Origin of the sequence: Pseudomonas sp., assembly GCF_046581935.1 — a bacterium.
GTDB lineage: Bacteria > Pseudomonadota > Gammaproteobacteria > Pseudomonadales > Pseudomonadaceae > Aquipseudomonas.
Map to the genome: position 1 here is coordinate 1 of NZ_JAYGFK010000017.1, position 23559 is coordinate 23559.

Annotated in this window: 18 protein-coding genes; 11 read left to right on the forward strand and 7 right to left on the reverse strand. The window is 61.3% G+C overall.

Annotation, left to right across the window (positions count from 1 at the left end; genetic code table 11):
• The first annotated feature begins 45 nt into the window (after nt 1–45).
• Together putA and VCA57_RS15245 are read left to right on the forward strand one after the other, a co-directional pair.
• Nucleotides 46–3987 (forward strand): trifunctional transcriptional regulator/proline dehydrogenase/L-glutamate gamma-semialdehyde dehydrogenase, encoded by a 3942-nt coding sequence (gene putA, locus VCA57_RS15240; RefSeq protein ID WP_411185922.1) that lies wholly within the window; start codon nt 46–48, stop codon nt 3985–3987.
• Between the two features lie 30 nt (nt 3988–4017).
• On the forward strand, nt 4018–4179 hold the full coding sequence (locus VCA57_RS15245; RefSeq protein ID WP_411185923.1) for a hypothetical protein: 162 nt from the start codon (nt 4018–4020) through the stop codon (nt 4177–4179).
• Between the two features lie 117 nt (nt 4180–4296).
• Here VCA57_RS15245 and VCA57_RS15250 read toward each other — a convergent pair whose 3' ends face one another.
• The 3 genes from VCA57_RS15250 to VCA57_RS15260 all read right to left on the reverse strand — a co-directional run bounded on the left by VCA57_RS15250 (nt 4297) and on the right by VCA57_RS15260 (nt 7489).
• Nucleotides 4297–4686 carry a hypothetical protein gene (locus VCA57_RS15250; protein ID WP_411185924.1) on the reverse strand — a complete coding sequence of 130 codons (390 nt, stop codon included), beginning with the start codon at nt 4684–4686 and terminating at the stop codon, nt 4297–4299.
• 68 nt (nt 4687–4754) lie between these two features.
• Entirely contained in the window at nt 4755–5489 is a 735-nt protein-coding gene (locus tag VCA57_RS15255; protein WP_411185925.1) for a phosphatase PAP2 family protein, read from the reverse strand.
• Nucleotides 5490–5530: 41 nt separating this feature from the next.
• Nucleotides 5531–7489 (reverse strand): LTA synthase family protein, encoded by a 1959-nt coding sequence (locus VCA57_RS15260; RefSeq protein ID WP_411185926.1) that lies wholly within the window; start codon nt 7487–7489, stop codon nt 5531–5533.
• Nucleotides 7490–7598: 109 nt separating this feature from the next.
• Here VCA57_RS15260 and VCA57_RS15265 point away from each other — a divergent pair, with 109 nt between their 5' ends.
• Together VCA57_RS15265 and VCA57_RS15270 are read left to right on the forward strand one after the other, a co-directional pair.
• Nucleotides 7599–8282 (forward strand): response regulator transcription factor, encoded by a 684-nt coding sequence (locus VCA57_RS15265; protein WP_411185927.1) that lies wholly within the window; start codon nt 7599–7601, stop codon nt 8280–8282.
• The gene (locus VCA57_RS15270) at nt 8272–9561 is read left to right on the forward strand and encodes a sensor histidine kinase (RefSeq protein WP_411185928.1); all 1290 of its coding nucleotides are present in this window, start codon (nt 8272–8274) and stop codon (nt 9559–9561) included. The genes VCA57_RS15265 and VCA57_RS15270 overlap by 11 nt, the downstream gene beginning before the upstream one ends.
• 74 nt (nt 9562–9635) lie before the next feature.
• Here VCA57_RS15270 and VCA57_RS15275 read toward each other — a convergent pair whose 3' ends face one another.
• On the reverse strand, nt 9636–10670 hold the full coding sequence (locus tag VCA57_RS15275) for a zinc-dependent alcohol dehydrogenase (RefSeq protein ID WP_411185929.1): 1035 nt from the start codon (nt 10668–10670) through the stop codon (nt 9636–9638).
• A 37-nt stretch (nt 10671–10707) separates the two neighbouring features.
• Nucleotides 10708–12090, reverse strand: a complete 1383-nt coding sequence (locus VCA57_RS15280; RefSeq protein WP_411185930.1) for an NAD-dependent succinate-semialdehyde dehydrogenase — start codon at nt 12088–12090, stop codon at nt 10708–10710.
• Between the two features lie 687 nt (nt 12091–12777).
• On the opposite strand from VCA57_RS15280, the gene VCA57_RS15285 reads away from it, so the two are divergent.
• The 6 genes from VCA57_RS15285 (at nt 12778) to VCA57_RS15310 (ending at nt 19456) form a co-directional block, all read left to right on the forward strand.
• Nucleotides 12778–13251: a helix-turn-helix domain-containing protein gene (locus tag VCA57_RS15285; protein WP_411185931.1), complete on the forward strand. Its 474-nt coding sequence runs from the start codon at nt 12778–12780 to the stop codon at nt 13249–13251.
• A 741-nt stretch (nt 13252–13992) separates the two neighbouring features.
• On the forward strand, nt 13993–15318 hold the full coding sequence (locus tag VCA57_RS15290; RefSeq protein WP_411185932.1) for a hypothetical protein: 1326 nt from the start codon (nt 13993–13995) through the stop codon (nt 15316–15318).
• Between the two features lie 61 nt (nt 15319–15379).
• On the forward strand, nt 15380–16465 hold the full coding sequence (torT, locus tag VCA57_RS15295; RefSeq protein ID WP_411185933.1) for a TMAO reductase system periplasmic protein TorT: 1086 nt from the start codon (nt 15380–15382) through the stop codon (nt 16463–16465).
• Nucleotides 16465–18087, forward strand: a complete 1623-nt coding sequence (locus tag VCA57_RS15300) for a sugar ABC transporter ATP-binding protein (protein WP_411185934.1) — start codon at nt 16465–16467, stop codon at nt 18085–18087. The genes torT and VCA57_RS15300 overlap by 1 nt, the downstream gene beginning before the upstream one ends.
• The gene (locus VCA57_RS15305; protein ID WP_411185935.1) at nt 18084–19118 is read left to right on the forward strand and encodes an ABC transporter permease; all 1035 of its coding nucleotides are present in this window, start codon (nt 18084–18086) and stop codon (nt 19116–19118) included. The genes VCA57_RS15300 and VCA57_RS15305 overlap by 4 nt, the downstream gene beginning before the upstream one ends.
• A 59-nt stretch (nt 19119–19177) precedes the next feature.
• Nucleotides 19178–19456, forward strand: a complete 279-nt coding sequence (locus VCA57_RS15310; RefSeq protein ID WP_411185936.1) for a hypothetical protein — start codon at nt 19178–19180, stop codon at nt 19454–19456.
• A 41-nt stretch (nt 19457–19497) separates the two neighbouring features.
• Here the strand turns inward: VCA57_RS15310 and VCA57_RS15315 are convergent, their stop codons facing one another.
• Nucleotides 19498–20784 carry an NAD(P)/FAD-dependent oxidoreductase gene (locus VCA57_RS15315; protein WP_411185937.1) on the reverse strand — a complete coding sequence of 429 codons (1287 nt, stop codon included), beginning with the start codon at nt 20782–20784 and terminating at the stop codon, nt 19498–19500.
• A gap of 63 nt (nt 20785–20847) precedes the next feature.
• Nucleotides 20848–21990, reverse strand: coding sequence for an aromatic ring-hydroxylating oxygenase subunit alpha (locus VCA57_RS15320; protein WP_411185938.1), 1143 nt, complete (start codon nt 21988–21990; stop codon nt 20848–20850).
• Nucleotides 21991–22160: 170 nt separating this feature from the next.
• On the opposite strand from VCA57_RS15320, the gene VCA57_RS15325 reads away from it, so the two are divergent.
• Nucleotides 22161–23525, forward strand: coding sequence for an NAD(P)/FAD-dependent oxidoreductase (locus VCA57_RS15325; RefSeq protein ID WP_411185939.1), 1365 nt, complete (start codon nt 22161–22163; stop codon nt 23523–23525).
• Nucleotides 23526–23559 lie beyond the last annotated feature (34 nt).

Here is a 23559-nt window from a genome sequence, read left to right on the forward strand (position 1 = left end):
TCCCGGCGATTATTTGCCGTGCTCCAGCTCATACAGGACAAACCAATGGCTACCACTACCCTTGGCGTAAAGCTCGATGATGCAACCCGTGATCGCCTCAAGCAGGCTGCGCAGTCGATTGACCGCACGCCGCATTGGTTGATCAAGCAGGCAATCTTCAATTATCTGGAGCAGATCGAGGGTGGTTTGACCCCGGCTGAGCATTCCGGCCTGGCGGCTGTCGCCGGCGAAGAGTCGGTTGAAAGCCTGACCGAGCAAGGCCTGCAGGTGTTTCTCGATTTCGCCGAAAGCATCCTCCCGCAATCGGTGCTGCGTGCCGCGATTACCGCTGCCTACCGCCGCCCGGAAACCGAGGCCGTGCCAATGCTGCTGGAGCAGGCGCGCCTGCCCAAGGATATGGCCGAGGCCAGCAACAAACTGGCCATGCGCATTGCCGAGAAGCTGCGCAGCCAGAAGAACGCCGGCGGCCGTCAGGGCCTGGTGCAGGGGTTGCTGCAGGAGTTCTCGCTGTCGTCGCAGGAAGGTGTGGCGCTGATGTGCTTGGCCGAAGCGCTGCTGCGTATTCCGGACAAGGCCACGCGCGACGCACTGATCCGCGACAAGATCAGCAACGGTAACTGGAGCCAGCACCTGGGCAACAGCCCGTCGATGTTCGTCAACGCCGCCTCCTGGGGCCTGCTGATCACCGGCAAACTGGTCTCTACGCACAACGAAGCGGGCATGGTTACCTCGCTTAATCGCATCATCGGCAAAGGCGGTGAGCCGCTGATCCGTAAGGGGGTGGACATGTCCATGCGTCTGATGGGCGAGCAGTTTGTCACCGGTGAAACCATCGCCGAAGCCTTGGCCAATGCCACCAATATGGAAAGCAAAGGCTTCCGTTATTCCTACGACATGCTCGGTGAAGCCGCGCTGACCGACGAAGATGCCAAGCGCTACCTGGCGTCTTACGAGCAGGCCATCCATGCCATTGGCAAGGCCTCTCACGGCCGTGGCATCTACGAAGGTCCGGGTATCTCGATCAAACTGTCAGCGCTGCACCCGCGTTACAGTCGCGCGCAGTACGAGCGCGTGATGGACGAGCTGTACCCGATCCTGCTTGGCCTGACCAAGCTGGCCAAGCAGTACGACATCGGCCTGAACATCGACGCCGAAGAAGCCGACCGCCTGGAAATCTCCCTCGATCTGCTTGAGCGTCTGTGCTTCGATCCGGCCCTAACCGGCTGGAACGGCATCGGCTTTGTGATTCAGGCCTACCAGAAGCGCTGCCCTTATGTGATCGACTACGTGATCGACTTGGCTAAGCGCAGCCGTCACCGCCTGATGATTCGCCTGGTGAAAGGTGCGTACTGGGACAGCGAGATCAAGCGCGCCCAAGTCGAAGGCCTGGAAGGCTACCCGGTGTATACCCGCAAGACTTACACCGACGTTTCTTACATCGCCTGTGCGCGCAAGCTGCTGGCCGTGCCGGAAGCCATCTACCCGCAGTTCGCTACCCACAACGCCCACTCGTTGTCGGCGATCTACCAACTGGCTGGGCAGAACTACTACCCAGGCCAGTACGAATTCCAGTGCCTGCACGGCATGGGTGAGCCGCTGTATGAGCAAGTGGTGGGCAAGGTTGCCGATGGCAAGCTGAACCGTCCGTGCCGTATTTATGCGCCGGTGGGCAGCCATGAAACCCTGCTGGCTTACCTGGTGCGTCGTCTGTTGGAAAACGGCGCGAACACCTCGTTCGTTAACCGCATCGCCGACCACAGCATCTCGATCAAGGAGCTGGTGCTCGATCCGGTGCAGCAAATTGAGCAGATGGCTGCGCAGGAAGGTGGGATCGGCCTACCGCACCCGCGCATTGCCCTGCCGCGCGCCCTGTATGGCGATGCGCGCTTGAACTCCGAAGGCATCGACCTGGCCAACGAACACCGTCTGGGCTCGCTGTCCTCGGCGCTGCTGAGCACCGTCAATACCGCTTACAAGGCCATGCCACTGCTCGGCTGCGACACGCCTGAACTGGGTGAGGCGCAGCCGGTACGCAACCCGGCGGATCATCGTGACATCGTCGGCCACGTGCATGAGGCCAGCGAGCAGGATGTAAAAAACGCCGTGCTTTGTGCAGTGTCCAGCGGGCAAATCTGGCAGTCGACCCTGCCGGCCGAGCGCGCCGCTGTACTGGATCGCGCCGCAGACCAGATGGAAGCGGAAATCCAGCAACTGATGGGCCTGCTGGTGCGCGAGTCCGGTAAGACGTTTGCCAATGCCATCGCCGAAGTGCGCGAGGCGGTGGACTTCCTGCGCTACTACGCAGCGCAGGCGCGCAATCATTTCAGCAATGACAGCCATCGCCCGCTGGGCCCGGTGGTGTGCATCAGCCCGTGGAACTTCCCGCTGGCGATTTTCAGTGGTCAAGTGGCCGCTGCGCTGGCAGCCGGCAACACCGTGCTGGCAAAACCCGCTGAGCAAACCCCGCTAATCGCTGCACAAGCGGTACGTATTCTGCTGGAAGCCGGCGTGCCTGCCGGTGCTGTGCAGCTGCTACCGGGCCGTGGCGAAACCGTGGGTGCCGGCCTGATCGGCAGCGAGCGCGTGCGTGGGGTGATGTTTACCGGTTCCACCGAAGTGGCTGGAATCATCCAGCGCAACCTCGCTGGTCGCCTGGATGCCCAGGGTCGCACCATTCCGCTGATCGCCGAAACCGGCGGCCTCAATAGCATGATCGTAGACTCCTCGGCACTCACCGAGCAGGTGGTGGTTGATGTGGTGGCCTCGGCCTTCGACAGCGCGGGTCAGCGTTGCTCGGCCCTGCGCGTACTGTGTGTGCAGGAAGATGTAGCGGATCGGGTGATCAACATGCTCAAAGGCGCCATGGCTGAGTACAGCATGGGCAACCCGGAGCGCTTGAACACCGATATCGGCCCGGTGATTGATGCCGAAGCCAAGGACAATATCGACCAGCACATCGCAAAAATGCGCGAGAAGGGCCGCAAGATTTTCCAGGCGGCGCGCAGCAATGGTGATGACATCAAGCGCGGCACCTTTGTCACGCCGACGCTGATCGAGCTGGACAGTTTCGATGAAATGACTCGTGAGATCTTCGGCCCGGTACTGCACGTGGTGCGTTATGCCCGTGCGGACCTCGGCAAGCTGCTGCAGCAGATCAACGACAGCGGTTATGGCCTGACCCTGGGCGTGCACACACGCATCGACGAAACCATCGCCCAGGTGGTTAACAGCGCCAAAGTCGGCAACCTCTACGTCAACCGCAACATGGTTGGTGCCGTGGTGGGTGTGCAGCCGTTTGGTGGTGAAGGCCTCTCTGGTACCGGCCCGAAAGCCGGTGGGCCGCTGTACATGTACCGCCTGCTGGCAACCCGTCCGCAGGACGCAGTGGCCAAGCAGCTGCAGCAGGAAAACGGCGACATCACTCGTCCGGCTGCGCAGGCCAAGGTGACTCAGGCGCTGCAAGAGTGGGCAGCAGCGCACGAGCCAAGCCTGTCGGCGCTGAGCACGCAGTATGTCGAGCTGGCACAGAGCGGCACCGTGCAGCTACTGACCGGCCCGACCGGTGAGCGCAACAGCTACAGCCTGCTGCCGCGTGAGCACGTGCTGTGTCTGGCCGATGAGCGCAGCGATCTGTTGGCGCAACTGGCTGCCGTGCTGGCTGTGGGTTGCCAGGTATTGTGGCAGGAAAGCACGCTGACTCAGGAGCTGTTTGCCACGTTGCCCAAGGCTGTGCAGCAGCGGATTACCGTGCTCAACCAATGGAGCAGCAGCGAGAAGGTGTTCGACGCCATCCTGCACCACGGCGACTCCGACCAGCTGCGTGAAGTCTGCCAACTGGCCGCTCAGCGTCCTGGCGCAATCATCGGTGTGCATGGTTTGCACAAAGGCGAGACGGATATTCCGCTGGAGCGCCTGCTGATCGAACACGCCCTGAGCATCAACACCGCAGCGGCCGGCGGTAACGCCAGCCTGATGACCATCGGTTAAATCGCGGTTTGTGTGACTGCAGCGGCAGCGATGCTGTCTGGTAGTCGCAGTATTGAGCAATACACCCCGGCAAGCCTGCTTGCTGGGGTTATACGCAACAGCGGCTTACCGCCGCGACCAGGCATGTGGCTCAAGTGTCTGCAGCTGTACACGGCAATCACCGTGCTGCAGCGCACGTCGAACACCCGCTAAGAGGGCTATCCGCCCAGTTCGATGTATTTCTTCCTTTCTGGCATTTCGATGCACTGCGCCCGCCTACCCGGCGGGTGCTGGATCGGTGCTGCCCGCTGCCCGCCAGTTATCGCCTGCTTATGGCCGGTCTTGGTGCTCACGCAGGGCATTGGCCATGCTCTGGTTCACATGGCTTCGCCAGTCATCGTCGTGGTGGTCTTGTTCGTGCCATTGGCGTTGCAGGTCACTTTCCACTTCGGCTTTGCATTGGCGGAAACCATCGTCCCAGCCCGTGGCGTATTCCGGCTGCTGCAGGTAACGCGGCACATCCTTGCGGAACGTCTGCAAGGCGCCAGCAGCCTGTCGGCCACTGCTGCAACCGGCCTCGAAACCATCGATAAACGGTGCGGGATAGCCTTGCGCCGTTAGTTGTTCGCGGGTGCTCTGGCAGCCGAGTAACAGGCTGGCGAACAGGCTGACGAGCGATAGCCGCAGGATGATTCGTTCATGCTTCTGTGCAGGGTGCATGGCTTACCTCGCGGTCACGGGCGTGATCAGCAGCAGGTGTTGGCGCAGATAAAGCAGTGGCCGTTGCATCAAGGCTGGCCTTGGCTCAGCTGGGCGTTAAGTTCCGTGGTTTCTGCGAGCGGTTCTGGGCGGTACAGCAGCCAGCGATAACAGAGCGCGCAGATCATCCAGTCAAACAACAGCGTCCATATGTTGTGTGAGAGAAAGTGCGCGCCTTGCATCATGCGCCCGACGGAAAACACCGTGCCCAGCGCCAGCGCGAAAACCAGCGCCGCCCGGGCCAGGCGTGGGCGACGGTCACGCAGGGCAAAGAACAGCGCGATCAGGGCGAACCCGGAGGTGGCATGGCCGCCCGGCCAGCAGCGGCCTGGATGCTCGGTGGGTGCGCGTGCGCTGAGCAGCGGGGTAAAGGTTTCTGTGCCGCCGAATTCGCTCAGGCTCCACGGGCAATGCATGCCGGTTAGATCTTTCAGTGGTGTGACGATGCTGGTCGACAAGGCCAGGGCCAGCACCAAGTAGCCGAGCGTGGCTCGCCAGGCTTTCCATCTGGGAAGCAGGCTGAGCAGAAAACCGGCGATGGACAGGGCGCCCAAGACAATCACCGCCTGTTTGGCGCGGTCATGCAGGATGTCTTCCAGCCAGAAACTGTGGCGACCGATAAACCCCTCGCCCGGCACGTAAAACAGGTGCGCCAGGGCAAAGTCCACTCCGCTGGGGTCGACCAGCAGAAGCAATGCCATCAAGGCCAAGGGGATGCCCAAGGCCAGGCGAAAATTGAAATAGCGTGAACGAACTTGAGCCATCTCTGGACTCCTATAAAGGTACCGCCTGTGCGGCAGCTGATTTAGCGTTTGCTGAACTGCTCAGCGGGATGTATGGCCGGCTGCCAGGCAATCAGGCGCTGCTGAAAGGCATGGCTGGCGCCCTGGTAGTAGGCGATGTCGCGCCGGAGCAGGGGCGCTTCGATAGTGCTGGCCGACTCACGGCTCATACCGAGTGCGTCGTCGTGCAGGCGCATACCGCGACGCGGGCTGAGAATGGCCAAATCTTTGCCGTCGAACAGCCCCAGGTGCTGATAGTTGCCGATCAAGGCGCGGCCTGGTGCGTGGTCAGCGAGCAGCACGTTGCGGCCGAAGAAGGTCGAGGTGTAATCGATATTCAGCAACCCGAGCAGGGTGGGGGCGACGTCGATCTGGCTGGCCACTTCGCGGTATTCCTGAGGTTTGATCAGGTCCGGCGCGTAGATAAATAGCGGGATGTGGTAGTTGGCCACCGGTAGGTCTTCTTTGCCGGCACTGCCTGCGGTGTGGTCGGCGACAAAAACGAAGACCGTTTGCTTGAACCAGGGTTTGTCACGGGCCTGCTTGAGGAACTGGCCAATGGCGTAGTCGGTGTATTTCACCGCGCCTTCACGGCCTTGGCCCGAGGGCAGGTCGATGCGGCCTTCCGGGTAGCTGTAGGGCCGGTGGTTGGAAGTGGTCATCAGTTGCAGGAAGAACGGCTTGCCGGCGGCATAGTCGCTGTCGGCAACGTTGAGGGTCTGCGTATACAGGTCTTCATCGGACATGCCCCAGGCGTTCTGGAACACCATATCCGCTTCGGCCACGCTGCTCTGGTCAACAATGCGATAGCCATTGCCGCCAAAGAAGGCATTCATGTTGTCGAAGTAACCACGGCCGCCGTAAAGAAACACGCTGTCGTAACCGATGCTGCTGAACTGCTGGCCCAGGCTGGCGTAACCGCTTTCACGGCCGATGCGTTTAACGATGGAGCGCCCCGGAGTTGGCGGCATCGACAGGGTAATGGCCTCCAGGCCGCGATCAGTGCGGGTGCCCGTGGCGTAGAAATTAGTGAAGGCAAGGCTCTGTTGGCGCAGTTGATCAAGGTTGGGGGTTAAGCCACGGCTATCGCCGAAACTGCCCAGGTACTTTGCGCTCAGGCTTTCGATGGTCACTAGCACCACGTTCAGGTGCTTGGCCTGGCCGGGGTTATCGATCAGCCGGCGAATATCCTGCGGGTCGCTGCCGATAAAGCGTGCGTTTGGCTCGCTGACTTCGTCGCGCAGCAGGTTGGCGATGGTTGCGTCAGGCAGGGTGCGATAGAACTGCTGGTAGTCCAGCTCGTTGTTGCGAAAGGCCGCGAAGAACTGGAAGGGACCATTGCTGGCGAGTTCGCGTTGATAGGTGTTGCCGCCCATGCCGCGTGGCGCATCTTGGCTGATGCTCAGGCTGCTTAGGGTCACCATCAGCAGCAAGCCTGCCAGGCTGGCGAAGGCCTGCCGAGTTGGCAGCAAGGGTGCATCCAGTGCGGCTTGTACGGGTTTGCGCAAGGCGATGCTGACGGCTGTGGCGATCAGCGCGAGCAGGGCCAGCAGCGGGTAGATCGGGTAAGACTCAAGGATGTTGTTGATCACCTCTTCGGAATACACCAGGTAATCCACGGCGATAAAGTTGAAGCGCACGCCGAACTCATCCCAGAACAGCCATTCAGCGACGGCGGTAAACAGCATGACGAACAGGCTGAGCGCCACCAAGCCGCGCAACAGCCGTTGGTGCCAACGGCGTCGCCAGAGCTTGGCCGGGCAGAGGAGCAGGTACAGGGCCAGGGGCAAAGTGGCATAGAGTAGGAAGCCTAGGTCGTAGACCAGGCCAATGGCATACACTCCACCCAATTGCAGCAAGTTGCTTTGGGCATCACCCAGGTGGCTGACGAGCAGTACGCTACGGGTCAGAAAAAACACCAGCAGCCACGACAACACAATGATCGAGAGAAAGCGCAGCTGGGCGTAATGGAACTGAGGCATCGTATGACCCTGGTTGGATGTACGTGCCGAAGTCTGTTGCCGACGCTGTGAGGCGGGTGTCAACGCCGTGTGAAAAAAACGTTAAACCTTGATTTAAGAGAGCAAAACGATGCGAATTCTGGTCATCGAAGACAACCGCGACATCCTGGCTAATGTGCTCGATTACCTACAGCTCAAGGGCTTTACCGTCGATTGCGCGCAAGACGGTTTGGGTGGCCTGCATCTGGCGACCACTGGGCATTACGACTTGATTGTGCTCGACATCATGTTGCCCGGCATGGACGGCTACCAGGTCTGCCGACGCCTGCGCGAAGACGGCCACAACGATGTCCCGATCTTGATGCTGACCGCCCGTGATGCGCTGGATGACCGGCTCAAAGGCCTGCAGGTTGGTGCCGACGATTACCTGATCAAACCCTTTGCCTTGTCCGAACTGGTCGCGCGGATTGAAGCCATCCTGCGGCGCAGCCAGGGCAACCGTAAACGCCAGCTGCAAGTGGCGGATTTGCTCTATGACCTCGACACCCTGCATGTCAGCCGTGCCGGCCAGGCCCTCAAGTTAAACCCGTTGGCCCTCAAGTTATTGGCCGTGTTGATGCAGAAAAGCCCCGCCGTGGTACGCCGCGAAGTGCTTGAGGAAGCCCTGTGGGGCGACGACACCCCAGACAGCGACAGCCTGCGCAGCCATATTCATCAACTGCGCCAGGTGCTCGACAAACCCTTTGCCACGCAGCTTTTGCATACCCAGCACGGCGTTGGTTATCGTCTGGCAGGGCAGAACAATGGCCTCTAAACACCCCTTTGCCCGGCGCATCCTGATTGCATTCGTACTCATGACCACACTGGTCAGTGGGCTGTTTTCCATGAGTATCGTGGCGGTTGTGCACTTCATTGAAGAGCACTTGGTGTCGCAGGAGCTAAGCAACGAGTTAGATGAGGTGCTGCATGTCGACATTCGCAATGGCAAGCCGCCACGGCTGGATTCGAGCACGCGCTTCTTTGCCTCGGACATTGCCAAATATGCCATCCCTGAGCAGTTTGTCGGGCTGCCGCAAGGCTTCAGCGAGGCGACAGACGATGGCGAGGCCTTCTACGTCTATACCCATGAAATCAACGGCAATACCTATGTGCTGGTGCAACAGCAGCAAGAATTCGAGACGCGTGAGCAGGCCTTGTTTGATGTGGTGCTCGCCGGCTTTCTTCTCACGGTGATCATGGCCTGGGGCTTAGGCGTGATCATGGCGCGTAAGGTTATGGAGCCGATCTCACGTTTAGCACAGCAGGTGCGCCATCGTGATCAACTCAACCCCTTGGCACCGCCGTTGGCCCCGGAATATCCGGACGATGAAGTGGGCCAACTGGCCGATGCGTTCGATAGCACCCTGGGGCAGCTGCGCCAGTCGCTGGAGCGGGAGCGGTTATTTACCAGTGATGTCAGCCATGAGCTGCGCACCCCGTTGATGGTCATCGCCAGCTCCTGCGAGCTGCTCGAAGAAAGCCCTCTGCCGCCACGCGAGCGTGAGCAGCTGCAACGCATCAACCGCGCCAGTGAGGAGATGCGTGAGCTGGTACAGACCTTTCTGCAGCTGGCGCGCGACAAAGCCAATGAAGGCGCGCCTACGGTCAACATCAGCCTGGCGGCCGTCGCCAGCGACCAGTCCAGCCGCTGGGGGGCCTTGCTCAAGGAAAAGGGCCTGTATTTCCAGTGCCTTAGCGAAGCAGAAGATAGTGGGCTGTATAACCCCACGTTGCTCAGCGCGGTAATGGGCAACTTGCTGCGTAATGCCCTGCACTACACCGAACATGGCTTTGTGCGCCTGGTGCTTGAGGCTGGTGCTTTTCGCGTTGAGGACAGCGGTTCAGGGATTCCGCTGGAACAGCACGAAAGCATTTTCCAACCCTTTGTGCGCGGCACTCACGCCCGTGGCGAGGGGCTGGGGTTGGGGCTTTCTCTGGTCAAACGCATCTGCACCAAAAATGGTTGGAACATTACCCTTAGCAACCTGCCGACTGGCGGCACCTGTTTCCGGGTGGTTTTCCAGCCTGGTGTTGAGTCAGTGCAACTGTCTTAGCCATCGCCATGGCGTAACGTGCGGCTGGCCAAGCATTGCGCTGGCCAGCCGTGTCAGGGGTTTAACCCGCCGCGCTATTGCGCGGCAAAGTCGATGACCACACGCGAAGGCACCTCGCCGGCATTCAAGCGCCGGAATACCTCATTGATCGCCGACAGCGGCTGCAACTCGATGTCCGCCTTGACCTTGCCGTCGGCCGCAAAGGCCAGCGCTTCGGCCATATCGCGCCGGCTGCCGACGAAGGAGCCGCGAATGGTGATGCAGTTGGCCACCACATCAAACAGCGGCGTGGGGAATTCACCCGGCGGGATGCCCACCAGCACGCAGGTGCCGTGCTTGCGCGTCATGCCGATACCTTGTTTGAAGGCCGGCAGCGAGGGCGCGGTGATCAGCACGCCATGTGCGCCACCCCCTGTGGCCTCAATCACGGCCGCCACCGGATCATCCTGTTTGGCATTGACCACCGCATCGGCACCCAGGCGCGTGGCATGTGCCAGCTTGCCGTCGTCGATATCCACCGCGCATACATGCAAGCCCATGGCTTTGGCGTACTGCACGGCCAGGTGACCCAAGCCGCCGATGCCCGAGATCACCACCCATTCACCCGGCCGGGCTTGAGTTTCCTTGATGCCTTTGTACGACGTAACGCCGGCGCAGATCAGCGGTGCCGCATCGCACGCGGACAAACCAGCAGGGATGTGCGCGACATAGTTCGGGTCGGCCAGGATGTACTCGGCAAAGCCGCCGTTCTGCGTATAACCACCGAACTGCGCCTCCGCGCACACCGGCTCCTTGGCGGCCAGGCAAAACTCGCAATGCCCACACGCCGAATACAGCCACGGCACGCCGACGCGGTCGCCTTCCTTCACCGCCGTTACGCCGTCACCCAGGGCAACCACGATGCCAATGCCTTCGTGGCCCGGCGTGAACGGTAAGCCTGGTTTCAGTGGCCAATCGCCGTCGCGGGCGTGCAGATCGGTGTGGCAAACCCCACAGGCCTCGGTCTTGACCAGGATCTGTCCCGGCCCTGGCGTTGGAATCGGCAGCTTCTGGATAACCAGCGGCTGGCCGAATTGTTCGACTTGTGCGGCTTGCATGTAGGTGGTCATGACGTCCTCCTGAACAACGTAATTGCCAATGAGCGATTCACTGCGGTGCAGCCATATGCCCAGTACGTACCAGCTTCTTGTTGACGAATTCCTGAATGCCCAATTCGCCCAGCTCGCGACCGTAGCCCGAGTACTTTATGCCGCCAAAGGGCAGGCGTGGGTCGCTCCAGTCGATGTTGTTGACGAAGATCATGCCCGCGTCGATTTTGCTGGCCAGGTGCTCGCCACGCTTGACATCCTGGGTCCATATCGAGCAGCCCAGACCGAAGTCCGAATCGTTGGCCAGGGCGATTGCTGCGGCCTCGTCTTTGACGCTGAAGAAGCACGCCACCGGGCCAAAAAACTCATCACGGAACGCCGGGTTGTCGGGTGTGATGTCCGTCAGGATGGTGCTGTGCATAAACGCGCCGGGGCGATCAATCCGCGTGCCACCGATCAACAGCGTGGCACCGGCCTTAACGGCGCTATCCACCTGCGCCAGCAGTTTCACCAGGGCGGCTTCACTGGAGAGCGGCCCAAGCGTGGTGCTGCTGTCCATCGGGTCGCCGGGCTGCAAGGTTTGCAGCGCCTCCATAAACGCGGCCCAAAACGTGTCGGCAATAGCCTCCAGCACGATAAAACGCTTGGCTGCGCAGCAGGTCTGCCCGGCGTTGTACATACGCCCCCAGACGGCCCAGGCAATCGTGCTATCGATGTCGGCGTCGTCGAGCACAATAAACGCGTCACTGCCGCCGAGCTCCATGGAGGTCTTCTTCAGGCTCAGGCCCGCACGACCAGCTACGGCGTGCCCGGCCTCTACACTGCCGGTCAGCGCCACGCCCTTGATACGTGGATCATCGATGACCTGATTGCTCTGTGCATGGCTGATCATCAGGTTTGAATAAGCGCCAGGCGGTGCACCGGCATCCAGCAGCAATTGCTCGAACGCTTGCGCACACTGCGGCACGCAACTGGCGTGTTTCACCACCAGGGTATTGCCGGCCATCAGCTGTGGCCCCGCAACGCGAGCCAATTGGTAGTAGGGGAAGTTCCAGGGTTCCACGCAAAACAGCACACCCAGCGGGCTGCTCTCTATATGCGCTTTGCCGTGTTTGGGGTGCAGCTTGACCGGTGCGAGGAAGTCCTCGGCGTGCTTGGCGTAGTACGCCAGGATGTCCGCGCTGAACTCGACTTCACCACGCGCCTCGTCAAGGCGTTTGCCCATCTCAAGGGTAGCGAGGCGAGCGAAGTGGTCGACGTTTTCACGCAGTAGCTTGGCCGCCTTGTGCAGAATCTTCGCGCGCTTGGCGTAGTGCAAATGCCGCCAACTCTGGAAGCACTCGTCAGCACTGGCCAAGGTGTGTTCGAGCTGTTCATCGCTGATGCTGTCGAAACGCTTGAGCAGCTTGCCGGTAGTGGGGTCGACGCTTTGATAAGCCATGTGCTTCTCCGCTGGGTGCGTGAGTGAAGCGCGTCGAGCAGGCGGATGTCGCTCGCCTACCTGCGCCGCGCTGATCCAACAGCCTGCGGGGTATTACCAAGCCTGGTCTGTACGCTGGGACACGCAGGCCCGGCTACGCGATAGGTGAGTCAAGGTCGCGTAGAGCCGCTGCGTGCACCGTAGGATGGCGTTGAGCGCAGCGATACCCATCATCGGCCAGTAAGCCAAACAGGCGTATCGCCACTACTAAATGGCCTCTTCGGTTTAGGGCGTCGCCCAATGATTGGACGGTTACGTGGCGAGCATCGCTGCGCGCCGACCTGCGCGGCCCGACCTCATCCAGCGAGCCTATAAAGCTATCGCTACAGTCGCATTTGGAATTTTATAGTCGGTATTAAAATGCTGATTTTTACCCGTAAATGCGGTCTTTAAGATTTATATTGCTGGTTAGTCAGTCGTGGTCTAAATTGGTCGGCATCTTAATGCTGATTGAGATTGTCGCCATGTACGACGCGCTGACCATCCGAACCTATGTAAACGGCCAATGGCACGACGCTCTATCCGTGATGCTGGCCAAACGTTCAGAGCGCTGCCGGATTTACTCGTAGACATGCCGCTGGCTATCCGCCAATCAAAGGCGCTGCCAGTAAACGACTTGGACAGGCACCTTGGGTTTTGGGAGCAGCAATGAAGAACATGACCGGAGAACAGCGTAAGCAACTGATCGCAGAGATCATTCAGCAACACACGGATGGCGAACTAAGCCTCGGCATGGCTATCCGTAGGCTCCGCTTGGAGGTCACGGGGTTTGATCAGCAAACCTTTGCCCAGATGTGCGGCATGTCTACCAGAGCGCTGTATCAGCTAGAAACGGACAAAGGTAATCCAACCTTGAACACCGTCGACTCGATATTGCGCAAGTTTGGCCTGCGCATGGGGCTTATGACGGCGATGCCCGCAAACAGGCCGGGCGTTAGCGCGGTTAAACGCAATGGCATAACTGAAGTTGCTAAACAGAACGCCGTAAATTGCCAGGGCACCTACGCCACCTCAAGAGGGACCAAGCCTAAAGGGGCCGCTGGGAACAGGACGGCAACTGGCAAATCGCGCAACGTCGCACAAAAGGACAGCCCCGAGGGCGATGGGCACACCAGCTCGTAGGATGGCGTTGAGCGCAGCGATACCCACCATCGGCAGGTAAGCCGAGCAGAAATACCGCCAGTATTAAATGGCCTCTTCGGCTTAAGGGTGTCACCCAATGATCCGGACGATTACGTGATGGGTATCGCTGCGCTCAACCCATCCTACGTGCTGAAAAGATCTACGAGTGGCGTACCCAACAAGACAACATGACGGCTATTTGATGGCGTCGACCTATGTTCTCTGTGATCAAGGCGGTAGGCTTGGGCGTGCTTTGACTCGAAGTGCCCAATGAATGGATATTCCCTAGGGGTCAGGATGCCTTTTGTCGCAATACGCGGAGCTTCACGTTTAACCGACGAACTTGAGCTTCAGGCTCACCTGGCGTCTTTGCTTCGCTTAGAAAATGTTGGGCTTCTTTTGGGGACGGGGCCTCTGTCGATGCGGGTGGCCATATGTTGTAGCGATGCATCAGGTTGTAGCTGATGCTCTGTCGTACCTCGTGTGCTGTTAGGTCGTCCATTCGTAGTATCCGCCCCGACAGTAGGCTGCAGAAATGACAATAGGTGCATTTAGCGGCTACTGATCGAGCGCAATACCCTAGTTAAATTACCCCTGGCTTTGTATTCCCAATCACCCCCTGAGGGTACAGACGTACTCCCCTGATTCTTTCAGTTTTATTCCAGCCGCCGGCGCTAGAAAACGGCGGTGTCTTCAGTCGCCAAAAGGCTGCGGACATGAATAACTGAGGGGGAGGATACGATGAAGCAATCGAAGCACCGACTGTGCCTTGGCAAGCTCGCCTCGGCCGTGACCCTGGGCATTGTCGCCCAGGTCGGCAGCATGGCGGCCAGTGCCTACGAGCTGTACAACGAGGGCGATACCTCGCTCGATTTCAACTTCACGGCGATGTACGCCTGGCTCACCAGTCAGGAAAGCTACTTCGGCAAGGATGGTCGCAGCACCTGGCAGGAAGGCTTTGCCAAGTACGGTCTGAGCGGCGCCACCGGGTTTGCCGGCGGCAGCCTGTACGGCGGCGTCGCTGGTCTGAGCAGTGCCACCTGGGGCAACGGTGATGCGGGCGGCAACACCGATGGCAACGAAGACGACACCACTTGGGAAGAGGCCTACATCGGCTGGAAGTCCGCTGACCTGTTCCCCGTGCTGGGGCACAACGGTGTGGACGTTTCCCTCGGTCGCCAAGGCCTGATCATCGGCGATGGCTTCGTTATCAAGAACGATGGCTTGGCCTATGGCCAACCCTTCGGCGACAAGTACGACCGTGGCGGCGCCTACTACCTGGCGGCACGCCAGGCGTTCAACAAAACGGCGGTTGTCCGCCTCGGTGGCGACAAGGGCCTGCGCGCGGACCTGGCCTGGGTCGAGTCCGACAACCCCGGGCAGAGCGAGACCCGTTTCGCCCTGGCCAATATTGAACACGTCAGCGATGCCGGCACCCTGGCCTTCATGCACCTCAAGGGCCTGGGCGTGGATGACAACACTATGTTCGCCAACCACCTCGAGCGCGACGGCCTCAAGTTGTACAGCCTGCGCGGCACCACCAGCGCCGGTATCGACAACCTGTTCCTCTCCGGTGAGTACGTCATCGAAGACAAGAAAACCGCAGCCAATGCCGGTTATGCTGAGGTGGGTTACACCCTGGCCGACCTGCCCTGGAGCCCGACCCTGACTTACCGCTATGCCCGTTACTCCAAGGCCTACGACGGCATGTTCACCGGCTTCAAGCGCGGCTACGGCACCTGGATTCAAGGTGAGGTCGCGGGCAACTACTCCGGCCCGTTCAGCAGCAACACCCGCATCAATCACGTCGGCATCAAGGCCTCGCCGAGCGCGAGCCTGACCATCGGCGCGCTGTATTTCGACTTCGACACCATCGACAAGTCGCAGGGCGACAGCAGTGCTCGCGAGCTGGACTTCTACGCCGAGTGGATGCCGACGCCGAATTACTACATTAGCCCGACCATCGGTCTCTACGACCCCAAACGCAGCTTGGCGCAAGGGGGCACGCAGACAGCGGACAACAAGCTGAGCACCTATGCCCAGGTGACCTTCGGCGTCTTTTTCTGAGCTTTGCCAGCCGCTTATCAGGCGCCGCCATGCGCGGCGTCGAACCACGAGGACGTTTCCCATGAAGACATTCGCCCCGTTAGCCCTTGCCAGTCTGCTGCTGCCAGCTTTCGCCAACCCGGCCCTTGCCGAGGAACGCTGGCAGTTTCCGGTGCACGACATCCAGCCGGTGCGTGACAAGGGCACTGCCCACGTCACCCTGCCGGAGGAGAGCACCTTCACTTCCCTGGCGCCAAGCGAAGTGCAGAAGCACCGCATGTGCCTGCTGATGCCGCACACCCAGGACAGCATCATCATGGCCTACATCTACGCAGCGGTGGACGAGGCCAAGCGCCTCGGTCAGGCGCTGACTGTGTTCGATGCCGGCGGTTACGGCAACGACAGCACCCAGCGTGCGCAATTCGAGAACTGCCTGACCCTCGGGGTCGATGCCATCTTGCTGCAGCCGATCAACCCCGGCGGCTGGGAAACCGACGTGGCCAAGGCCCAGGCTCAGGGCGTGAAGGTGATCAACGTCACCGAAGGCCTCGATGCCAAGGTCGATGGTCGTTCGCTGGTGGACTTCCGCGTCAATGGCAAGATCCTTGGCGAGCACCTCAAGTCCAGTTATCCCGAAGGCAGCCCGGCGGCCAAGGTGGTCGTGCTGCCAGGCGGTGCCGGCCTGCCGTTCGTCGAGGACACCGTGGCCGGTCTGCGTGAAGGCCTGAAAGGTTCCAGCGTCGAAGTGGTCGATGTGGTCTACGGCGGTATGGATGCGGCGGCGCAACTCAAGCTGGTCGAGGACGTGCTGGTCGCCCACCCGGATCTGTCCTACATCGTCGGCAACGGTATCGCCATCGGCCAGGCGGTCAACGTCCTTGCCCAGCGCGGCCTGACCGAGCAGGTCAAGCTGCTGAGCACCTACCTCGATGCCGACCTGCTCAATCACATCCGTCGTGGCCGGGTGGTTGCAGGTGCCGCCGAGAGCAGTGTGATCCTCAAGCGTCTGGCGGTGAACCTGGCGGTGAGCGCCATCGAAGGCAAGGGGCCAGCGCATGATCTGGTACCGCATGTACAACTGGTAACCCCGGACAACGCCAGCGACCCACAGATCATCCAGGCCAACTTCCAGCCCGAAGGTTGGAAGCCGGTCTTCAAGGTGGACTGATGGCAAGCCTGGGAGAAACCACCATGACCATGGCCGCAGCGGAACTCAGGTTCCGCGACGGGGTGATGGACGTCAGTGCCGCGGATGCCGCGGCACTGGCCTCCGGCGAGCCCCTGTTGCGCATGCGCAATATCGGCAAATCCTTCCCTGGTGTACGCGCGCTCAACGGCGCTCGTCTCGACCTGTGGCCAGGCGAGGTACACGTGCTGTTCGGCGAGAACGGCGCAGGTAAATCGACCCTGATCAACGTGATCGCCGGCGTGCTGACGCCGGACGAAGGCGAGATGCACCTGTTCGGTGAGCCGCTGCGCCTGACCAGCGTGCAGAACGCACGCCGGCATGGCATCGCCGCGATGTTCCAGGAGTTCAGTCTGGCACCGCACCTAACCGTGGCGCAGAACCTGGTGCTCGGCAACGAGCCGGGGCGCTTCGGCCTGATCAACTCACGGCGCGCCCGGCAGATTGCCGAGCAGGCGCTGTCGCGCTATGGCTTCGAGCTGCCGCTTGATGAGGAGGTCGGTAACCTCGGTCGCGCCGAGCAGCAGATGGTGGAAATGGCCAAGGCCATGCTCACCGAGCCGCGCATTCTGATCCTCGATGAGCCCACCGCCTCACTCAGCGAGAAGGAAACCGAGGCGCTGTTCGACACCGTGCGTCAGCTCAAGGCACGCGGCGTGGCCATCGTCTACATCACCCACCGCATGCGCGAGATTCAGGCCATCGCCGACCGTATCACCATCATGCGCGACGGTAGCTATATCGACAGCCTGCTGGCGGCTGAGGCGGGCGAGGATCAACTGATTGAGCTGATGACCGGGCGCAAGCACGGCGACCTGTACCCGAGTATCAGCCATCATGCCGGACGTACGCTGTTGCGCCTGGAAAATGTCAGCAGCCGTGACGGCATGCTGCAGGACGTCAGCATCGAGTTGCGCGAGGGCGAGATCGTCGGTCTTGCAGGGTTGGTCGGTTGTGGCAAGTCGGAGATCGGCCGTGCCTGTTTCGGCCTGGTGCCGCTTGCCGCCGGTTCGCTGCAGTTCAACGGCGAGCACCTGACTCGCCTGACGCCGCGCGAGATGCTGGGGAGGGGGCTTGGTTACGTGACGTCCGACCGCCGCCACGAGGGTTTGCTGCTACAGCGCTCGACCCGCGAGAACATCGCTCTGGCCGCTCTGCCGCTACGCAGCTTTTCCTGGGCCGGCTTGCTACGTCTGGGGCGCGAGCGTCGCCAGGTGCAATCGCTGGCCGAACGCATGCACCTGCGGCCGCTGAACCTCAAGGCCGAGGCGGTGAATTACTCCGGTGGCAACCAGCAGAAGATCGTCATCGCCCGTGCCCTGGCTCGCGAAACCAAGGTGTTGATCGTCGATGAGCCAACCGTGGGCGTCGACGTCGGTGCCCGCGCGGAGATCTACAAGGCCCTGGCCAACCTGGTGCATCAGGGCTGCAGCATTGTGCTGATCAGCTCCGACATGCCGGAAATCCTTAACCTCTGCAACCGTGTCTATGTGGTCAAGGATGGCCGCGTGGTCGATCACCTCGAACACCACGAGATCGACGAAGAACGCATTCTCCACGGCTTCTTCCATGAAGCCTCCGATTCCCAGGAGCACAACCTATGAGCGCCTCCCTGAGCACGGCGTCCACTTTCGCCAGCCGTTTCCATCCATTGGAGATGTTGAAAAAACTCTTCCTGCATTTCGGCATCCTGCCGTTTCTGCTGTTGATCGTGATTGTCCTGTTCGGCTGGCAGGAGCCGCGCTTTCTCTCGGAAACCAACCTGAGCAACGTGGCCCGCCAGTCCACCTTCCTGATGATCGTGGCCATGGCGCAATTGCTGGTATTGGTCACTGCCGGTATGGACCTGTCGGTCGGCGCGCTGATCGGTCTGGTCAGCGTGATTACCGGCCTGCTGATGAAGTCGCTGCTCGGTGAAGGCTTCGAGCCGGCTCCGGCCATTGCCTGGGCCATGCTCGGCGGGCTGGGCGTGAGCCTGCTGGTCGGGTTGTTCAACGGCTTCAGTGTGGCGGTGTTGGGGCTTTCGCCCTTTATCGCGACCCTCGGCACCATGACCGGGCTGACCGGTATTGCTCTGACCCTGAGTGGCGGCGTACCGGTTGCTGGCCTGCCCATGGAGTACATGGAGGCTTTCAGCATCGACCGTTATCTGGGTGTTCAGGCACCGCTGTGGGTGACCTTCGGCGTATTCGTGTTCGGCTACCTGCTGCTGCAGCACAGCACCCTGGGACGCTACCTGTATGCCATCGGCAGCAACGCCAAGGCGGCGCGGCTGTCCGGTATCGGCACCAAGCGCATGGTGTTCGTCGCCTATGCGCTGTGCAGCCTGATCAGTGGCATCGCTGCCTTGCTGATCCTGGCGCGTACCGGCACCGGTGGCGCCAACATCGGCAGTGAATACGGCCTGCAGTCGGTCACCGCCTGCGTGATCGCCGGCGTGTCGTTGTTCGGCGGCACCGGGCGCATCGGCAGCGTTGTGCTGGGGGCGCTGTTCCTGGCGCTGCTGTCCAACGGTATGAACATCCTGCAGATCCAGTCCTATGTGCAGATGATCGTGCTCGGCGGCATCCTCATCCTCGCCCTGGTCGGCGACAAGCTGCGCATGCGCCTGCTCGGTCAGCGCAGCGGTCATTGAGCGTCTTGCTTGCGCCCGGCTGTGTTGGCCGGGCGTTTTCTTTTCTCTGGAGGTAATCCATGGCACTGGTCTTTGGTCGTATTCGTATCAACCGCCCATTCGAGCAATGGCAGCAGATCTTCCTGGAGCATCGCGCCGCGCGCGAAGCCGAAGGCATTTTCGATGTGATGCACGCACCGGTGATCGGCAGTCAGGAGGTGATCTACGTGGTGCGTACCGAGCATCCACGGCGGGTACATGACATGAGCTGGGCCAGCGAGGCCAAGGCGATCATCGAAGCGTCCGGGCATGTGCTGGGCAGCGAGGTGTACACGGTGTGCGAGGAAGTGGCGCAGTGAATCAGCTGGGCGGACATGCGCTGTACATGTCCGCCCTTGTGTCAGGCCAGGCGGCTGCGCACCTTGCCCACCAGGTTGCCGAGCTGGTGTAGTAGTAGGCTCAGGCGTTGCCCGCCAGGGCCGGGCGGGATGTCAATGCTGGCCAGGGTCTCGTAGCCCTGGCTGTCGCCACTGAGTGCGTCAGCCAGCAAGCGGCCATGCAGCACCGCCCAGACCACGGGAATCGCCTGGGCGTAATGCACCCGTGATGACAGGCGGCCGACATCCGGCGTATCGCCGAACAGGGTCATGCCGAACCAGCCGCCCCAGACGTGTTCGACCGGCACCTCGAGCAGTTGCGGGAACAGCTCTTTGAGCATGCGGCTGAGCAGCGGTTTGACCACATGGGCATCGCGCCCACTCATGACCCCGCCACCGCCGAACAGCATGCGCTGGTCACCACTGAGGCGGTAGTAGCGCATTTCCTGCTGGGTCTCCAGCACGGCCACGTCCTGCTTGAAGATCGTCTGAGCAAGCGCATCGGGCAGCGGTGCGGTGGCGATCATGCTGCTGTACAGCGCCACGAAGCGTTTCGACAACTGCGGTTGCAAGTCACCCAGGTAGGCGTTGCTGGCCAGCAGCAGATGACGCGCCTGCACCTGGCGACCATTGGCGCAGTACACCCGTGTGCCCAGGGCATCTTCCTGGTAGCGCAGCACCGGGCTGTGTTCGAACAGTCTGGCGCCGTTACGCGCTGCCGCTGCGGCCAGACCCCGGGTCAGTTTCAGTGGATGCACGGCGGGTAGCCGTGGCAGCAGCACCCCACCGGCGTAGATGTCGGTGCCGAGCTGCTCGCGCATTTCGCTGGCATTGAGCAGGCGCGCATCGCGCAGTGGATGCAGGCTGGTGAAGGCGGCCAGACGCTCGCTCAGTTTACGGAAGTGGCGCGGTGTATTGGCGGCGGTGAGGGCACCGGATTTCAGTTCGCAGTCGATGCTGTGGCGGGCCACCAGTTCGTGCAGGTTCTCCTGCGCGTGGTCGGCCAGTTGCCAGTAACGTGCGGCATGCTCGCTGCCGAGGGCCTTGTCCAGTGGTGCCGGATCGAGGTCGGCATAGGCGGTCATCATGCCTCCGTTGCGCCCGGAGGCGGCCCAGCCGATCTCGTTGGCCTCCAGCAGGACGACACGCAGGCCGCGTTCGGCCAGATGCAGGGCGGCGCTGACGCCGGTGACACCGCCGCCGACGATGCAGATATCGCAGTCGAGATCCTGGCTGAGTTCAGGGTAGGCAGTTGGCTGGCTGCTGGCGGCATACCAGCAATTGCTATCGCGGGGTTCGGGCAGGGGCATGGAGATGTCCTTTCGTACAAAGGAAAACGCCCCGACAGGGCGGGGCGTTGCTCATGTGATCAATCAGCGTTCGTACTGATCGATCAGCCAGTTATGCAGCTGGTACAGCGATTTCTCCTGCGGGCACAGCCGGCCCTGGGCGGTGAAGCGCGAGCTGGCCCCCTTGGCCACCCCGGCGCAGGCGAACACGTCCTCGTCCCAGACCTGTTTGACGTAGCCGTACAGCTCTTGCTTCTTGGCTTCGAAGTCAGGGATCTGCGTGCTTTGCGGCGGCACCAGCATGCGCCAGATCAGGTCGTGGTCGTTGACCCCGCGAATGTCCCAGTCCAGCCACATGATGGCGCTTGGGTCGATCAGCAGATGGAACAGTGGGAACACGTTGACCACCACCAGGCCATCGAAGATGGCGTTGTCCATTTCCGGCAACACCGGCTGGAAGCTGGCGCCGGGGGCGGCGGGAATCCAGAACAGGTTGTAGGGGCCATCGACGTCGTCGTACACCGCGGTGCGGCCGGGGACCAGTTGGTCGATGCCGGCATGGATGGTCGGTTGGTGATAGGCCTCGGTGAAGTTGTCGAGGGTCGCCTTCCAGTTCCATGGCGCCTGGTAACGGTCGAAATCCATGCAGGCCATCTCGGCCATCTTCAGTGGTTCGAGCACTTTGTCCAGGGTCTTGAGTTGCGGCGAGAGCAGCGGCGCGTCGACATCGAAATTGATGAACACGAAGCCCTGCCAGATATCCAGTCCCAGGCGCGGCAGGTGGTAGTCGAGCTTGTCGAAGTTCTCCGCCTGCTGCATGAACGGCGTGCCCTTGAGGCTGCCGTCGAGGCCATAGCTCCAGCCGTGATAAGGGCAGGTGAGGGTGCCCTTGCACACGCCACGGCCATCGACGATCACCCGGTTGCGATGGCGGCAGACGTTGCTGAAGGCGTGGATGCTGCCGTCCTTGTCGCAGGTCAACAGGATCGGTTCGCCGAACATCTCACGACTCAGGTAGCTGCCCGGCTCGGCCAGTTCGGATAAGTGGGCCACTGGCAGCCAGTGGCGCATGAACAGCTTTTCCACGTCGAAGGCGTGGCTGCGCGCGTCGGCATAGAAACTGGCCGGCAGCAGCGCAGCCTGGTTCAGCGGGCGGCGCACGGCGGCGATCTGTTCGCTGCTGGCGAAGTCATGGATGCCCGGCAGGGCGGGGTGAATCAGTTGCATGGAGGGCCTCTAGGGTCGGCAGCCTGTTGTGTGTGCATTAAGCGAACGAACGCGCAGTCAGGCCATACCCTGCCAGGGTGACGCAGGGTGAGGTCACCTTGGCAGGGTATGGCTGCCGATGACCGGGCGCGGTTGACTGATGCCATCGTCAAGCAGTTAGGAATCATGTTATGGGCGCCATTCATCCCATCCCGAGCAACTCTCCGCTGAGTGGCGGCAGGGCGCTTGCCGTTGCCCTTGATCAACAGTTGCCAGAAGCGTGCGATGTGGTGGTGGTCGGTGGCGGTATCGCTGGCCTGAGTACAGCCTATTATCTGGCTGGTGCGGGCTTGTCAGTGGTGCTCTGCGAGAAAGGCAGAGTTGCCGGTGAGCAGACCAGTCGAGCCTTCGGCTGGGTCAGCAACCTCGGTCTCGATCCGATCAAGATGGAGCTGACCCAGTTGTCCAAGCGCCTCTGGCGCGATCTGGCCGATCAGTTGGGCCATGAGCGCCTGGGTTATTGTCAGAGTGGCTTGATGCACCTGTGCCATGACGAAGCGCAACTGGCCGGTGAGCAAGCCTGGCTGGATGCGGTGCAGGGGCACGGCGTGGATGCGCAGATGCTCTCCAGTCGCGTACTGGCGGCGCACGTACCTGGGGCGAGCAAGCGTTTTGCCGGTGCGCTCTACCAACCCTCCGATGGTCGTGTGGAACCGGAGCAGGCCAGCGCGGCCCTGGCCGAGGCGGCGCGAGCACGTGGCGCGAAACTGTTTGCGCCCTGCGCCGTACGCGGTATCGAGCGCAGTGCCGGGGTAGTCAGTGCGGTGCTCACTGAGCACGGGCGTATTCGTTGCAGTCAGGTGGTGCTGGCCGGCGGTGCCTGGAGTCGGTTGTTCTGCGGTAATGCCGGAGTTTACCTACCACAGTTGTCGATTCATTCCTCGCTGGTTCGCATCGCACCGCTGGCCGGTGGCCCGACCGTCAATGCCTATGCGCCAGGTTATGCCTTTCGCCGGCATGCCGATGGTGGCTATGTATTCGGCCCTACCAGTGGGCACTCCGCCCCGATTACGCGCGACAGTTTTGAATTGCTGCTGACCTTTCTACCAGCGCTGCGTAACCAGTGGCGGCAGATGAAGGTGAAGTTTGGCAAGGCCTTCTTCGATGACCTGAAGGTGCCACGACGTTGGGCACTGGATGAGGTCTCGCCTTTCGAGCGGCAGCGCATGCTCGACCCGCAGCCGGACATGGCACTGAACCTGCAAACCATCGCCAACATGGCCGCCGAGTTTCCGGCCTTCCGCGAGGCGCGGGTGGTCGAGCACTGGGCCGGAATGATCGATGCTACGCCGGACTCCGTGCCGGTGATCTCTGCACTGGATGAGGTGCCGGGGCTGTACCTCAATACCGGTTATTCGGCCTACGGCCTGACCATGGCGCCGGCTGGCGCGCGGCTGCTCAGTGAGCTGATGACCGGTCGCCAGCCAAGCATCGACGGCCATGCCTATCGCTACTCACGTTTCATCGATGGCAGCAAACTACGGGTCGCGCCGTGAGGCGGCCGCCTTCCAGAACAACAACGAACGCCTG